Source organism: Kouleothrix sp. 19917 (genome assembly GCF_057073505.1).
Map to the genome: position 1 here is coordinate 2,837,113 of NZ_CP097099.1, position 14,376 is coordinate 2,851,488.

General features: G+C 65.8%; 13 protein-coding genes. 9 read left to right on the forward strand and 4 right to left on the reverse strand.

From position 1 onward, the window contains the following. The first annotated feature begins 522 nt into the window (after window positions 1-522). The 9 genes from M1P90_RS11560 (at window position 523) to M1P90_RS11600 (ending at window position 7,418) form a co-directional block, all read left to right on the forward strand. Entirely contained in the window at window positions 523-1,821 is a 1,299-nt protein-coding gene (locus tag M1P90_RS11560; protein ID WP_483702792.1) for an MFS transporter, read from the forward strand. A 346-nt stretch (window positions 1,822-2,167) separates the two neighbouring features. Further along, on the forward strand, window positions 2,168-2,620 hold the full coding sequence (locus tag M1P90_RS11565) for a hypothetical protein (protein ID WP_483702793.1): 453 nt from the start codon (window positions 2,168-2,170) through the stop codon (window positions 2,618-2,620). Window positions 2,621-2,862: 242 nt separating this feature from the next. Further along, a complete protein-coding gene (locus M1P90_RS11570) occupies window positions 2,863-3,522 on the forward strand; it encodes a copper resistance CopC family protein (RefSeq protein ID WP_483702794.1) in 660 nt (219 codons plus the stop codon). A gap of 67 nt (window positions 3,523-3,589) precedes the next feature. Then, entirely contained in the window at window positions 3,590-4,075 is a 486-nt protein-coding gene (locus M1P90_RS11575; RefSeq protein ID WP_483702796.1) for a hypothetical protein, read from the forward strand. Between the two features lie 245 nt (window positions 4,076-4,320). Further along, entirely contained in the window at window positions 4,321-4,917 is a 597-nt protein-coding gene (locus M1P90_RS11580) for an SCO family protein (protein ID WP_483702798.1), read from the forward strand. Window positions 4,918-4,929: 12 nt separating this feature from the next. After that, window positions 4,930-5,532, forward strand: coding sequence for a copper chaperone PCu(A)C (locus M1P90_RS11585; protein WP_483702799.1), 603 nt, complete (start codon window positions 4,930-4,932; stop codon window positions 5,530-5,532). Window positions 5,533-5,542: 10 nt separating this feature from the next. Beyond that, window positions 5,543-5,917 carry a cupredoxin domain-containing protein gene (locus M1P90_RS11590; protein ID WP_483702800.1) on the forward strand — a complete coding sequence of 125 codons (375 nt, stop codon included), beginning with the start codon at window positions 5,543-5,545 and terminating at the stop codon, window positions 5,915-5,917. Window positions 5,918-5,946: 29 nt separating this feature from the next. Beyond that, a complete protein-coding gene (locus tag M1P90_RS11595; RefSeq protein WP_483702801.1) occupies window positions 5,947-6,639 on the forward strand; it encodes a DsbA family protein in 693 nt (230 codons plus the stop codon). Window positions 6,640-6,707: 68 nt separating this feature from the next. Continuing rightward, the gene (locus M1P90_RS11600) at window positions 6,708-7,418 is read left to right on the forward strand and encodes an SCO family protein (RefSeq protein ID WP_483702802.1); all 711 of its coding nucleotides are present in this window, start codon (window positions 6,708-6,710) and stop codon (window positions 7,416-7,418) included. Window positions 7,419-7,440: 22 nt separating this feature from the next. Here the strand turns inward: M1P90_RS11600 and M1P90_RS11605 are convergent, their stop codons facing one another. The 4 genes from M1P90_RS11605 to M1P90_RS11620 all read right to left on the reverse strand — a co-directional run bounded on the left by M1P90_RS11605 (window position 7,441) and on the right by M1P90_RS11620 (window position 14,281). Next, a complete protein-coding gene (locus M1P90_RS11605) occupies window positions 7,441-8,148 on the reverse strand; it encodes a hypothetical protein (protein ID WP_483702803.1) in 708 nt (235 codons plus the stop codon). A gap of 210 nt (window positions 8,149-8,358) precedes the next feature. After that, window positions 8,359-11,265: a WD40/YVTN/BNR-like repeat-containing protein gene (locus M1P90_RS11610; protein ID WP_483702804.1), complete on the reverse strand. Its 2,907-nt coding sequence runs from the start codon at window positions 11,263-11,265 to the stop codon at window positions 8,359-8,361. A 305-nt stretch (window positions 11,266-11,570) separates the two neighbouring features. Beyond that, window positions 11,571-12,107 (reverse strand): histidine phosphatase family protein, encoded by a 537-nt coding sequence (locus M1P90_RS11615; protein WP_483702806.1) that lies wholly within the window; start codon window positions 12,105-12,107, stop codon window positions 11,571-11,573. A gap of 11 nt (window positions 12,108-12,118) precedes the next feature. After that, entirely contained in the window at window positions 12,119-14,281 is a 2,163-nt protein-coding gene (locus M1P90_RS11620; protein WP_483702807.1) for a glycoside hydrolase family 15 protein, read from the reverse strand. Window positions 14,282-14,376: the final 95 nt, after the last annotated feature.

A 14,376-nucleotide genomic window follows, 5' to 3' on the forward strand; every position in this document is an offset into this window, starting at 1 on the left:
GACGTCGCCCGTATGGCCAAGCTCTTCATCACCCGCGCCGCTACGCTGATTGCGTAACTGCGCGCCCCGTGCCAGCGGCATATCGTCGCTATAATCTGTAAACACGTTCGCTTGCAGAAGCGCTGCCCTTGCGCAGCGGCTTGCCTGCCCGCGCAGCGTCATTCATACAGACGGCCACAGGAGCGCTCCTGTGGCCGTCGTGCGTTCGGCGGCCTGGGAATATTCCCATGGCCGCTTTTATTTGGGTAGAGCAATTCTCATAGGACATATGCGGTTGGTCTGCTAAGCCTTCGGCAGACCCTCATCACGTTCGGGAACCGCGTTACTCGATTTTCTCTTTGGGTACCGTTTTCCGCGCTACGCGCGGAAAACGGTACACAAAATGATCAGTTCTACGCTTCTACAACGGGCAAGCTTCCAGGAAGCTCATCTGGTTATCAGGTTGAAGCAAAACTGGCCTGAGCTTCCTGGAAGCTGAGTACAGGGAAAGTTATTTTCCAGAGTAATAAGGAACCATACATTATGGAAACCATACACCAGGATGCCCCGCCCGTGCCCGCGCAACAAGCCCGCTTTGGCGGTTTGTGGCGGCACCGCGATTTCGTGCGCCTGTGGGTTGGGCAAACCGTCTCGCAGTTTGGGTCGACGATCACACGCGAGGCGCTGCCCTACACTGCCATTCTGGCGCTGCAGGCCAGCCCGGCGCAGATGGGTTTGCTCGGCGCGGCCAGCACCGCCCCGCTCTTACTTCTCGGCCTGTTCGCGGGCGTCTGGGCCGACCGGGTGCGCCGCCGCCCGCTGATGATCGCCGCCGACCTGGGGCGCGCTTTGCTGCTGCTTTCCATCCCGCTGGCTTTTGCGACGGGCTGGCTGGGCATGGCGCAGCTGTATATCGTGGCGCTGCTGGCCGGCACGCTCACCGTCTTCTTCAATGTTGCCTACCAGGCACACCTGCCCACGCTGGTCGCCCGCGAGGAACTGCTGGAAGGCAACAGCAAGCTTGGCATGAGCGACGCGCTGGCCGAGATCGGCGGCCCGCCGGCTGGCGGCCTGCTGGTGCAGATCATCAGCGGTCCCCTCACGCTCCTGCTCGACGCGCTGTCGTTTTTGTTCTCGGCGGCCATGCTGCTGCGCATTCGCACGCCCGAGCCTGCGCCCGCGCGCCCCGCCGGGCACACGCACGTCGCCCGCGACCTTGCGGAAGGCTTGCGGGCTGTGTGGGCCAACCCGCTGCTGCGCACAATTGCTGGCACTTCGGCGCTGCGCCATTTCTTTGGTTGGTTCTTTGGCGCGATCTATGGGCTGTATGCCTTGCGCGTGCTGGGCTTCAGCACCGCCACGCTGGGCATTGTGGTGGCCTGCGGCGGCATTGGTTCCATGCTGGGCGCGCTGCTGGCCGGCCCGCTCACGCGGCGGCTGGGCGTGGGGCCAACGCTGGTGGGCGCGCTGCTGGTGAGCGCAGGTGGCTCGGCGCTGATCTGGCTTGCAGGCGCGGCAAGCCCGGCCCTGGCGCTCGTGCTGATGATCTGCGCGCAGCTTGTGGGCGATACTGGCATGACCGTGGCGCTGATCAGCCAGCTGAGCGTGCGCCAGGCCGCCACCCCCGTGCGCCTGCTGGGCCGGGTGAGCGCGGCAATGGAGGTGATGGGCGAGGGCGTTGGCACGCTGGGCATGCTTGCGGGCGGCCTGCTGGGCGAGCTGATTGGGCTGCGGGCGACGGTTGGCGTGGCGGTGCTGGGCATTGCGGCATCGGCAGTATGGGCGCTGGCCTCGCGGCTGCGCCACCAGCGCGCCATGCCCGAAGCAAGCGAACTCTGGTAGTGTTTAGGGGTTGGTTGTAGCTGTTGCGAAAGCACAATCCTGCGTGCACGAAACGCAACGGCACTGGTGGCTGGCTCGCCTAGACTATAACAGAATATGTGCGCCACACAGGCGCTGCGGGCACAGAGTTTGTTATTTCTTTCTCCGCCCGCGCTCTGGTGGCGCACACCTTTGTGTGAGGTCGATGAGATTATCGTTATTCAGCAATCTTCCGCTTGACAGATAGCGACGGCTACAGTACAACATAGCCGATACACGGATGGCCGAGGCGGGTGTGGAGCAACGCAGGCACAATTATGGGTTCGCGCATCAACTACAGCGCCGCTTGCGCGCCTGGCGTGCTTTTGTGTGCGGCAAGCATGCCCTGCTTGCGCTGGGGCTTGCGATGGGCCTGGGCCTTGGCGGGCCGCTGCTGTGCGTGTTCCACTGCGATGTCTGGATGCCGTTTATGAGCCACGGCGCGGCGGCGCACCAGCACCATCACCACATGATGAACGGCCAGGTGATGGACGACGCGGCGATGGCTGCAATGCCCGGAATGGCGCACGCAGCCAGCGCGGCGCAGCCGCCCACCGATCAGGCTCAGCCCAGCGCTACCTGTTCTGTGCTGATACCCGGCGGCGCGCCCGATGGCGTGCCCATGCCGCCTTCGCCGGTGTATGAGCTGCTGACAGTGGCGATTGTCGGCGTGGTGCTGCTGGCGCTGCTCGTCCGGCGCGCCTACCTTGCGCCACCCGGCGGCCCGCCCACACTGGCATATTCCCCACCCTTGCGCCCCCCAATCGGCTGCGCTGCCTGAAGCGCGCCCGCGCCGCTGCATGTGCGCTGCGCACCTGCGGCTGCCTGTTCACGCAGTACCCTTGCCTGTTCGCGCGAAGCTGTGGGCTTCTGCGCCCGGCGCTCCTTTGCGCCTGGCCCGAAGCTGCTGGCGATGTGGCGCGGGCTGGCTGCTGTTTCTTTTCACCCATACACGTATAGTTTTCACCTGAATGGGCGCTGTGCCCGGCAGGATTATTTGTGATTTCAGGAGGACCCATAGCCATGAACCGACGGATTGCTCTTACACTTGCCCTTGCCGTTGCGCTGAGCCTGGCGCTGTTCGGCACTGCCGCCGCCCACGCCGAGCTGGAATCGTCCACTCCCGCAGATGGCGCAAACCTGACGGCGGCGCCTTCGAAAATTACGCTGGTGCTGAGCGAAGAAGTGTCGGACAAAGAAACCGACAGCTACTTTGTGGTGACCGACGAGCAGGGCGCGGAGGTTGGGCGCGGCAAGCTCGACAATGCCGACATCGACCACAAAACGCTGAGCGGCACGCTCAACAGCGGCGTGGGCGACGGCGTGTATACCGTAACGTGGTATGCGCTGACGCTCGACGACGCTGGCAAGAGCAACGGCAGTTTCACGTTTGGCGTGAACAAGGACCCGAACGCGCAGCCAACTGCGGCGGCGCAAGCAACCGCCGTAGCCCAGCCCACTGCTGCCACTGCCCAGCCCACTGCTGCCGCTGCCCAGCCCACTGCTGCCGCTGCCCAGCCCACTGCTGCCGCTGCCCAGCCCACTGCTGCCGCTGCCCAGCCAGGCACCCTGCCGCAGACCGGCGCGGGCGACACGCCGCTGGCCGGGATCTTCCTGGTGGTGGCGCTGCTGCTGGTGGCTGGCGGCCTTGTGCTGCGCCGCAGCCGGAACAGCGCCCGCTAAGAACATTGATCCGCCCTGGCGCTGCCATTGCGCCAGCGCCAGGGCGGCGCACCGAGTGACGAAGACCATGATCCACCAGGCACGCAAGCGAATACATGCGACCGCAGCCACGCTCCGCGCGGCCCTGCGGCGCTGGCTGCGCCCGGCCACGCTGCTGCTGCTGGTGGTGATCTTCGCGCTGGCCGAACCGCTGATCTGTATCATCCACTGCCAGCTTGCCATGCCGGCGCAGGCGCACCAGCACCATCAGCACAGCGCTATGGCGCATGCCGCAGCAGGTGGCACACACGCCCAGGCAGGCAGCGCCGCCTTTGAGCCGCAAGCGCAATCGGGCGTTGGCACGCCCTGGTGCTTTGCAAACCTCAGCCCGGCCGGCTCCGCGCCCGATCAGTTCGTGCCATCCTCGCCGGTGCACGAAGTTGTGCTGGCGACGGCACTGGCGCTGCTGCCCTTCATGCTATCGTTCTGGATTGCAGCCCACCCAACCCCCACCATGCGTGGGCGCGCCACCATCCCGCCAACCCCACCACCACGCCACCAGATCTTCGCCTAGGCGCACCCTGCCCCATTCCGAGCGTCGCACCGCCGTGCATTGCGCTGTCGCGCATGCGCGCCGTGGCATAGGCTGCTTCGGCAACCGGCATGGCGCGCCGTGCCCCAGGCGAATCACACCACGTTACGCCCAACGAAAACATCAGCCCAACCACGCACTACGCACAGGCAAGCCAGGCATGGCTGTGCGCCGCGCAGGAATGGCTGCCAGCCCTGCTACCCAAACGACAGAAAAGGAGACGCCGCATGTGCAGCGCTCACTTCCACGGCATTCGCATCATACTTCTTGTGGCCTGCGTGTGGCTGCTGAGCGCGTGCGGACGCCCAGAACTCCATGGCACCGTGCTCGATCCAGCTAAAGCCGCGCCCGACTTCACGCTCACGGCGCACACCGGGCAGCCCTTCCGCCTGAGCGAGCAGCGCGGCAAGGTCGTGATCCTGTTCTTTGGCTTTACCAACTGCCCGGATGTATGCCCAACCGCGCTCGCCGACATGGCCGCCGTGCAGAACCGCCTGGGCGCGGACGCCTTGCAGGTGCAGGTGGCCTTTGTGACGCTCGACCCCGAGCGCGACACGCCGGGCCGCCTGGCAAAGTATATGGGCGCGTTCAACCCAAGCTTTCTGGGTCTGAGCGGAGCGCAGGCCGAGATCAACCCGATTGCGAAGGCGTATGGCGTGACGTTCGTGCGGCGCGAGCTACCGAACTCGGCGCTGAAATACACCATCGATCACTCGCCCTTTATGTATATCATCGACAAGCAGGGCACCTGGCGCGAGCTGCTTCAGGATGGCATCCCGATCACCGACATGGCCAACGATATTCGCTATTTCATTCATGAATAACGGAGGAATCACATGCGATCTATCTTCATCCCTGCTTTGATTGCCGGCGCGCTGCTGCTGGGGGCATGCGGCCAGGCAGAAACCGCCCAAACACCCACAGCGGCCAGCGCCCCGGCCACGAACGCCCCGGCCGCAGGCGCCATCCAGATCAGCGACCCCTGGGCGCGGCCGGCCATTGCCATGATGGGCGACGAGCAGCCAGCTGGCGCGGCCATGGGCGAGGCCAAGCCAACCGACGCGATGGCTGCCGCCCAGCCAACTGGCGCGGCCATGGGCGGCGAATCTGCGGCCATGAGCGGCGCGAACGGCGCGCTCTACCTGACGATCACCAACACCGGCGATGCAGCCGACCGCCTGATCAAAGCCACGGGCGACATCGCCAAAAGCATTGAGCTTCACACCGTGATCAAAAACGGCGACGTGATGGAAATGCGCCCGGTTGAAGCGATCGAGGTGCCGGCCAAGGGCAGCGTGAAGCTGATGCCCGGCAGCTTCCACGTGATGCTGATTGGCCTGAACCGCGACCTGAAAGTTGGCGATTCGCTGGATGTGACACTGCAGTTCGAGAAGGCCGGCGCCGTGCCAGTGCACGCAACCGTGCGCCAGCCGGAATAGCGAGGGCAGCATGACGACACGAATGGCCCGACGCGCAGCTGGCGTGGCCCTGCTGGCCGGCCTCCTGATCGCAGCGCTGGCAGGGGCGTGGTGGTGGCGCGGCCCGAGCGAAGCGCAGCGCCAGGCACTGTTCAGCATCCCACCGGGCACGGCCGCGCGCCTGGCCGCCGGCGAAACGGTGGAGGTGCTGCCCAGCACCATCAACCTGACGCTGAACCAGCGCGACATTCTGGTGATTCGCAACGACGACAGCGCGCCGGTGCAGATCGGGCCATTCACGATCGACCCGGGGCAGCGCTTTTCGCAGCGCTACTACAACCGCGGCACCTACGAGCTGATGTGCACTATTCACGCCGACCAGCGGCTGCGCGTGGTGGTGGAGTAAATGGCAAAAACCACACAGGAGGAATTCGTATGGCACGGACAACTCAGCGCGGGCGTGCGGCGAAAACAACCCGCACCACGCCGATGCTGCGCAACTTCTATATTTTGCTCGGGCTGATTGTGGTCGCCGGCATTGCAGTGGTGGGCACTGCCACGCTCCGGCGCGACGCACCCGCAGCCGTGGGCACCGCCAGCTACGCGGGCAGCGATCTGCCGGCCAAGGGCAGCGCCAGCGCGCCCGTGACGGTGGTTGAGTACGCCGACTTCCAGTGCCCCGGCTGCGGCGCGTTCGCCACGCAAATGGAAGCGCAGTTCACGCGCGACTACATCGACAGCGGCAAGGTGCGCATGCTCTACCACGATTTCCCGCTGCAACAGCACCCCAACGCCATCCCGGCCGCCGAGGCCGCACGCTGCGCCGCCAGCCAGAACGCCTTCTGGCCGATGCACGACATGCTATTCGCCGGGCAGGATGTGTGGGGCACGCAAAGCCAGCCGCTGGCGACGTTTGTGGGCTACGCCGACGCGCTGAAGCTCGATCGCGCTGCATTCCAAAGCTGTATGGAGCAGCACACTACCCAGCCGGCGGTGCTGGCCGCCCGGCAGGACAGCATGAACGCCAACATCATGCAAACGCCAACCTTTGTGATCAACAACCGGCAGTACGACGCGACCCAGCTGCGCAATGCGGTTGATGCGGCGCTAGCCGCGCAGGGCAAGTGAGCAGTTCTGGAACGCTCTGGCGCTGGGGTATAATTGTCCGGCGCCAGAGCAGCAAAAAGGAGCTCGTTTTGCCCGCACCTACTAGAACCGAGCAGCCGCCGCACGAACAAGCGCGCCTGCTCGTGTGGCTGCAAATTGCCCGCGTTGCCGCCATGATTATTTTGCTGGTAGCAGCCGGCCTGCTGGCCTACAGCTACTTCTTTCGGCCCGCGCCCGCAGCCGCGCCCGCAGCCGCCGACACCAGCGCCGACTCGGGTGTGCCGCAAAATGGCACAGCACTCGATCCGCCGCGCGAGCTTTCTGACTTTGCGCTGCCCAGCCAGAACGGCACACCACTGCATTTAAGCGACCTGCGTGGCAAATATGTGATGGTCTTCTTTGGCTACACCCACTGTCCAGATGTCTGCCCGACCACCCTTTCAGATTTTGTGCTGGTGAAGCGCGCCATGGGCGCGGCTTCGGCGCAGGTGCAGTTTGTGTTCATCAGCGTCGATGGCGAGCGCGACACGCCGGCTGTGCTCACGCGCTTCCTGAAAGCCTTCGACCCAACGTTTATTGGCCTGCAAGGCGACGACGCGACGCTTGGGCGCATTGGCAAAGAGTACGGCCTATATTACAAGAAAGAACAGGTCGCCGGCACCAGCGAGCCCTACCTCGTCACCCATAGCTCAAGCGCCTACCTGCTTGATCGCCAGGGGCGCATGCGCATGGTCTATGGCTTTGGCACACCGCCTAAGGTCATCGCCACTGATATTGGCGACATGATTGCCCGCGAGTAGATTAGGCAGAGTTGCGCCCGCACTACGCGAACACAAAGCCCTGCAAGAAAGCCTCAAACGTCGCAGCGTCGACGCCGGGCGAGGCGCTGATCGTCACCAGGGTGGTGCTGCCGTCGGCGGCGGGCGAGCGCGTGATCGTGACGGTATTGCCGCAGCGCGTGCCAGCGGCCGCGCCCACGGCCACGGTGCGGCAGCGCGCATTCGAGGGCAGGTCGTGCGGCTGGCCGGGCTCGATCATCCCGGGGGCGGTGCGCACCACAATCTGCGCATCGCTGCCGGGCGCGGCGAAGCTGGTGGTGGCATCGCCCTCGGCCACGCCCCAGCCAGCCGGGTAGCGCGCCGCAAAGCCACGCGCCGCGCTTTGAAAGGTTTGCCAGTCGTCGGTGGGGCCGGCAGCAACTGGGGGTGGCGGCTTGGGCGGCGCAGTGGGGCGGCCAAGCGCGGGTGTCTGCGTTGCCCGAGGGTTTGGCCTGGCAGCGGGCGTATCCTGTGCAAGCTCTGCGCCGCTGGCGGGCGTCACTTCGATACGCGGCGAGTCATTCGCCGGCCCGTCGCCCGCGACTGGCGTCTCTGCTGGCGGCGGGCCATTAGTGGCAGCGGGCGGCGGCAGGGTTGGCTCAAGCGCGCTGGTTGGCGCTGGCTGCCCGCCCGATGCGGGCGCGCTGGTGGCGACTGCCGCAGGTTCGGGCGTGCCACAGCCAGCCAGCAAGGCCGCGCCAGCCAGACACACAGGGAGTAACCGCCAGACTTTTTCCCTCAGCGACCTCAGTGTTCTCTGTGGCTCGGCTCGTTTGCACACAGCTATAGGCATCACAATGCTCGCTTTCTCCTCAAACGCGTGCTGGGAAGACGCGCCAGGGCGGCCAGAAGTTCCGCGAACACAAAGGCAAGGCGCGCAGCAATGCCGCGCGCCTTAGGTTCCAAAGTGGACGAATTGCGCCTACTGGAGCCGTAGCCGCCAGATGCCGCGCCCGTGCGTCGCCGCGTACATGGTGCGCGCCGCCGGCGATACCGTCAGCCCATACACTGCCACTGGCGGCAGGCCCGGCGCGGCGGTTCGCCACGTTGTCGTGCCATGTGCCATGCGCAGCACGCCAAAGTCGGTGCTGGCGTACAGGTCGCCGGTATTGTGGTCGAGCGTAACGTCGGTGATCGGCTGGTCGCCAATATTCGCGCTGATGTCCTTCCACGTCGCGCTGCCAGTGGTGGGGTTGTACGTCACCTCGAAGACATGCCCGGTGGCGGTGCCGGCTGCCGTCGCGTAGGCGTCGTAGCCCGAGAACGAAACCCAGGCGTGGTTCGCATCGTTGCGGTCGACCACAATGCCACTGACGAAGCGCGTTGGCGTGCTGGTGCTGTCGATGCGCGTGAAGCTCACATCGGCGGCGTTAGCTGCGTCGGCGTTCTTGCTCACAAACAGCCGCCCGCGCCGCGTGGCAACCCACATGGTGTTCTTATCGCTGCGGGTGCGCTCAACCGCCACCACATACGAGCCGCCCTTGTCCGCGCCATACAGCGTGCTTACGAGGTCGCCCGCTTCGCCCGCGCCAGCCGGCCCGCCCAGCGCTTCCCAATCGCCGCAGGCAACCGCAAAATCGCCGCTCAGCTCGTTGCAGTGCTCTTCGAGGTATGCTTGCGGCCCGCCATTGTCTTTGGTGCGCCAGACGTGCTGCAAGCCCACAAACCAGCTTCCGCTCACGCGCGGGTCGCTGATCAGCGGCACATAGAACGAAGCGCCTTCGCCGCTGATGAGCAGGGGGTCGCCGATCCAGTTCCAGCCTTGCGGATCGTTGCCCCGGAAGTTCACGTCGTGCTGCGGGCCGAAATAGGAGTGCATGCGAACATTCGCGTCCCCGGCGTCAATGCCCGACTGGCCGCCGTCGCCGCCAACGCTTTCGAACCAGGCCGGGCTGCCGCCGTTGCGATAGGCCCAGGTGCCGTTGTCCTGCGTGCCACCAACCATATCGTTCGGCGCGTTGCGCGGGTTGACCGAAATGCTCTGGAACTGAAGCGTCGCCAGGCCATCGTTCAGGTTATCAATCGTCCTGGGAATGGCCTTCAGCCAGCTCAGGCAGTCGGTCAGGTCGGCGCCGCTCAGGCCGCGCTCGGCGCACACGCCCGTGCCATCGGTATACTCGCCACTGGTGCGCACCACGCCGCCATCCGAGCCGATAAAGGCCGCGCCACCCGGCCCAAACGCAATCGCGTGCTGGTCGGGGTGCATGCCCTCGGGCGGGTTGCGGCTGTCGTTGGTCATGTCGGTGAAGCTCACGCCCGCGTCGGTCGAGCGCTGCACGGCGCGGCCATTCGAGCGCGGGAAGGGCGAGCCAAACGCCACCAGCTCGCCATACTGCATCTGCCCGCCGATCCAGACTTCGTCGGGATGTCCGGGCGGCGAGGACACAAACATGTCGTAGCTGCACTGCCCGCTACAGAAATCGAACGAGGCAAAGCCCGGCGTGCCGTTGGTTGGATTCGAAAGCTCGGTCCAGCCGGGGTTGTTCGTGCCGTCGCTCAGCGTGGCGGCGGCCACATTCGCGTCGTCAACCCGCCAGAGTGTTGCGCCTTCCACCGTGTTGCCCTGGTCGTCGACCGTTTGTGCCGAGCCAACGCCCAGGTAGATGCGTGTCTTGCTTTCCTTCGCCACCACCGCGAAATCCATCCGCTCGCCAATCAGGTCGGGCAGCAGCGGGGCAAAAATCTGGTGGAAGGCAGTGTTGCCGTCAATGCGGGCCGAGCGCCGCCACACACCATAGTTGAACAGGCCGACATACACTGTGGCCGGGTCGTTCGGATCGAGCGCGAGATCGGTCACACCGCCGCTGAAGAAATCGGAGCCATTGGGCGAGCCGGGGTCGACCGGGTCGGCGGGCTGGCTAAACACCAGCGCAAAGCTCGCGCCGCCGTCGCTGCTTTCGTACAGGCCAATTGGCGGCGCGTCGGGCGGGGTCATGCGCCCGCCATTCACCGACGACGAGCCGTGGCGCGCGACGCCGGTGCCCATATAGATGTGCCTGGCATTCGCGGGATCAACCACTACGAAGCTAATCGCGCGATCTTTCGCCGCCGCAACGCTGCCCGGCACCAGCGCCCAGTTCGCGCCGCCGTCGGTCGATTTAAACAGGCCCACGCCCGCCTCGGAGTCGCTTGAGCCGTTCGGCTCGCCCGTGCCGACATACAGTGTCTTGCCGGTCGCGTCGGTCGGGTCGGCAATGATTGTGCCAATCGCGTTCGAGGGAATGCCATTCGAGGAAGGTTTCCATGCTGGCCTGGCGGCAAGGCCGTTTGTGCTTTTCCAGATGCCGCCGCCGGCTGCGCCCACATACAGCGCGCAGCTGGCGGTGCCGCAGCCTGGCCCAACTGCCAGCGCCGTTACGCGGCCCGACACCAGCGACTCGCGGCCGGTGTAGGTGGCTTCTGCCGCAACCACCGGCGTGATCGGGCCGATCTCTTTCCAGCTTGTGCTGGCCGCGAGGTTCGCGGAAAGATCGGCGGGCGGCGGGCCAGCGCGCAGATCGACGCTGCGGTAGGCGCGCGCGGCGCCCTGGCTTTGCGCCTGGCTGATAAAGCTGCCTGGGTAGGCGCGATTGTCATAGGCTTCCTGGGCCGGGCCAGACAGAATCTCGCGGGCGGCCTCGCCGCCATTTTCCAGCTTCTCGCGCACCTGCGCAATTGGCAGGGCATGGCTGCGCAGCCCGCGCTCGCGGATCAGGGCGGCGAAATTGCTGGCGCCACGTGCTGTCGTGGTGTAGTGCCAGCCCATCGCCAGCATGCTCGACATGCCCAACAGCAGAATTGCGAGCGCTGCACCAATGCGTAGCGCGCGCGGCGTTCGTACGCTCGACATACAATTCTCCTACGATTGCGAATACTGGTGCTGCGATGCGTGGTGGCACGATTGTCCAAGAACATTCCGTACATGCCATGAGGAATTGCTGGCAGGGACGCCAAAAACCGTTGCACCGGCGCAGCGGAGGGGCAGCGCATCGCCGGGCAGGCAGGGAGAGTGTATGAAATTATGGATCTAAGTGAATGCTAGCGCCACTATAGCACCTGAAGTAAATAATTTCAAGTTCATAAAACGGCACGAATATCCGAAGCAGGAATTGCCTTCTGTTTAGCAAGCTTTACTTCTTTTTAACAATCGTAACATCATTTTAGCGTGTATTCCCAGCCCTCGCGCCATGCGAAGTCGGCGTCGATCAGATCTTCCAGCGGCACGCCAGTCAGCAGCTGATCAAAGGCCCAGCGCGTCGCCACATGCCCGATCACGAGCACGCGGCAGCCATCCCAGCGCAGCGCCAGGTCGGGCAGAACCCGCCCGACGCGCGCGACCGCCTGCCGCCAGCTTTCGCCGCCGGGGTAGGGCGTGTCGAGGTAGCGGCGGCGATTGGCGTGCAGGTCGCGCGCGGGCTGGCCGTTCAGCGTGCCATAGTCGCACTCGCGCAGCCGCCAGTCGGCCAGCGTGGGCAGGGGCGTTTCCGCAAACGCGATGCGCGCCGTTTCCAGCGCCCGCCCGAGGTCGGAGGTGAACACGGCGGCGATGCCATCGTCGCGGCGGCGCGCGCCAAGCTCGGCGGCCAGCGCCCGCCCTTGCGCGGAAAGCCGGCCATCGTGCCAGCCGGTGGCGATGCCGCGCTCGTTGTCTTCGCTGAGCGAGTGCGTTTCAAACACAATCTGCGTTGCCACCTTGTCTCCTTTCAGCGCGCATAGCGCTGGGCAACAATTGCGGGCGTGTCGGGAATGTGTTCCTGCTTCACGGCCAGCGCAAACACCACATACTCGGCGTGGGCCCAGCCCAGTGGCGCGGCGCTGCCGGTGGGCGTTCCGTCGGCAAAAATCTGCTCGGGCAGCATCCCGCCCGCATTCGCCGCGCCCGACACCGTCGGCAGGTACCAGCTGGCTGGGTGCTCCGAGCCGCTTTGCGCCACCAGATAAATGCTGTTTTCGCTCACCAGCAAGGGCCACAGGTTGCCGTGGCCGTCGGGCGCGTGGCCGGGCTGCGCTTCGCCATAGGCATCGTGCGCGTAGCGGCGGAAGATTTCGCCCTTCGGCGTGCCGACCTCCAGCTCCTTTTCGGCCAGCTCCAGCGTCGCCAGGATGCGCGGGTCTTTGGGCGCGCGCACGCCCAGGCGCACCAGATCCAGAAAGCTCGTGTCAACGATTGCGCGCTGGTCGTAGTTTGCGCCGCCGGGGATCGCCAGGGGGGTGGCAGCGTTGGGCTGGCCGTCGCTGCTGTGCAGGTAGTAGCTGCCACCGAGCGGGCCATTTTCGGCCAGGGTCCAGCGCTCGACGCTGGCGTTCCACTCGTCGGCGGCCTTCAGGAAGCGCTCGGCCGTGGCCGTGTCGCCGGCTTTTTGCGCAAGATCAGCGGCGCACACCAGCCCGGCGATTTCGGCGGCCAGCGTGGCAGGGGAATAGCCGCCCGGCTCGCCCCAGCGGTCGCGTGGGGAGCTTGGGCCGGTGCGCAGAATGAACTCGGCGGCTGGCTGCACCAGGCTGGCGTAGCGGTCGGCTGCGCCAAGCTGCCAGGCCAGCACAATCGGCAGCGCCACGCCATCCAGCGCAACAGCGTCGTCGGTGGGCGTGCCATCGGGCAGCGCGGCCAGCGGGAAGCTGCCATCCGGGCGCTGCAAATGGTCATCCAGAAAGGCCAGCGCCTCGCGCGCCGAGGCTTCGTCGCCGGCCAGGCGCAGCGCATTCGCCATCTGGTAGAGGTCGCGGGCGCGCACTGCCCGGTAGCCGCGCGCATCGTCGGGCGCGAACTGGCCCCACGGCACCGCCAGCGAGGCCAGAAATGCGCCGCGCACTGTTTTATCTTCCAGCGTTTTCAGCACCGCCAAACTTTCGGAATAGAGCGGTAGGGTGGGAAACGGCGAAGGCAAGCCGGCCAGGTAGGCGGCCCAGCCCGCGACATAGCTGCGCGACACCGCTGCGAAGCCGCGCTCGAGGCTCCCAGCCGCAGCGGCGTCGGCGGCATCCTGGCTTGCCCCAAAACTCAGTGCCACCGTGGTCGCGCCGCTGGTCGGCAGCTCCACGCCAACTGACAGGCGGCCCGGCGTGGTGGTGGCGTTGTAGGTCGTATCAACCGTGAAATCTGCCAGCTCGCTGCGCAAATCGCTCTGGCCGGGGTAGCCGCTGGTGGCAAGCGCGGGCGGCGGGCTGCTGGCCAGCGTGCTATACACGCCAGCCTGTTCATCCCATGCTTGCGCCCGGCCATCAGCAATACGGCTCAGGTCGCCCGCGCCACTGCCGCCAATGCGCGGGGTGTATTTCAGAAACAGGCGGTAGTCGCCCGGCTGGCCCTTCAGCGCCTGAAAAGCCACCGTGAACAGGATCGTGTCGGCCTGCGGGTCCGAGACGATCTCCTTCACCACCGCCCAGCGCCCCTGCGCATCGGTCGACGTGACCCGAAAAGCTGGCGCTGCGCCATCCAGCCGCTGCACGGCGTAGGTCGCGTCGCTCATTTCGTCCGCTACGAAGCTTTTGCCATCGGTCACCAGCACGCCCAGCGATTTGAGGTTGGTCTGCGCGACGCTGGGGTAGCTCGCCGCGCTGATCGCGCCGTTGCTGACGCCAAACCACACCCGTGACGGGTTCGCTGCGCCGGGCGCGGCATCGTAGGTAAAGGCCGTGCCAATGCCAAGCTGGCCACCCGGCACGCCCATCTCGCTGGCAGGCGGTGCGCCGGGAGCCGCCTGGCTGGCGGGCTGCTGCGTGGGCTGGGCAGCGGCGCTTGGCACCGGGGCCGGGCTGGGCGTCGGCGCTGGCGCGGCGGTGGGGAGCGCGGCGGGCGCGCTGGCACAGGCAGCCAGCATGGTGGCCGCCCAGGCAACAAGAACAACGCGAACAAGCTGGCGCATACCTGTTTCCTTATCACCGCAATTCCTGACTGATCAGTATACGCGATCAAGCGAGGCAGCTGATCTGCTGTGCGCGTGAAAAGAAGGCTGCTGCC